Here is a 936-nt window from a genome sequence, read left to right as displayed (position 1 = left end):
GCGGTCTCCCGGTTGCAGCTCTATCCATATCTTGTATTGCGTTGAGGCAATGAATTGCGTTGAGCGGGTAAACACCTTGGTCTGGTTGTAGCCAAACACCTGCCCATTGATAGCAGCCAAGCCGAGATAGGGTGCATCAGCTGGCCCTTGAGTGGTCACCCCGCCGACCGTCAGCACCGCCATACCATTGAGGTAGGCCAGTTTGGCCACCACAGCGCCAGCCGCATCGAACAGCACCCCAGTCTGACCAGGCAGGATACCGCGCGCCAAGACATAGGATGGTGCAGTGCCAGAAGCAACCAACCCAATCCCGGATTGATGTTCAATAGCCGCACCGACTGGCAATACCAAATCCGGCTGCAATGCGGTGTACTGCTCTGCCGTCAGCGCCGCAAACTCCCCATTAAACCCAGGTGGCCCGCCTGCAATGCGCAAATAGGTTTCAGCACGGCAACCGTTGCCACCTGTATAGGTCTCGTAGGAGCGCATATTGCTAAAGCGCAGGGTCGTTACCACCGCCATATTGCAGGTCAGGGTAAATGACTGGTTGCGATGCTGACCGCCATCATCGGTATAAATCAGGCTGGTTGGGGTAAAGGTCAGCTCTCCATAGGTTCGCGGGTATGCGTCTCGCTGGGTGGCTTTGGTCAGGCTGGTAAGGCTTGGGCCGTACCATAGCCCGCTGCGATAGGTGCCATCGGTGCGGGTGCGAAGGGCGGCGACCACATTGCCCGCAGCATCCAAAAACTCCAGATCCATATCGCACAGGTCATTAGCCCAGCAGGCGTTGGCTGCCCCAATCTTCAACCGATACCCAATGGGCTTGAACGGGATAGACCCACCCCATACGCCGGTATCAGCTGCACCGCTCTTGTTATAGGCATAACGGAACAACCCGATATCGGCGGTATCGCCAAACCAGTCTGCCCATTCCGC

At 57.3% G+C, this 936-nt stretch carries 1 pseudogene; it reads right to left on the bottom strand.

The annotated features are described in order from the left end of the window. Window positions 1-936 (bottom strand): annotated as a pseudogene (locus tag ACW5W8_RS23735) (hypothetical protein); the annotation flags it as partial.

This window comes from Aeromonas aquatilis (assembly GCF_054052405.1).
This window is presented reverse-complemented; position numbering and strand designations above follow the sequence as displayed.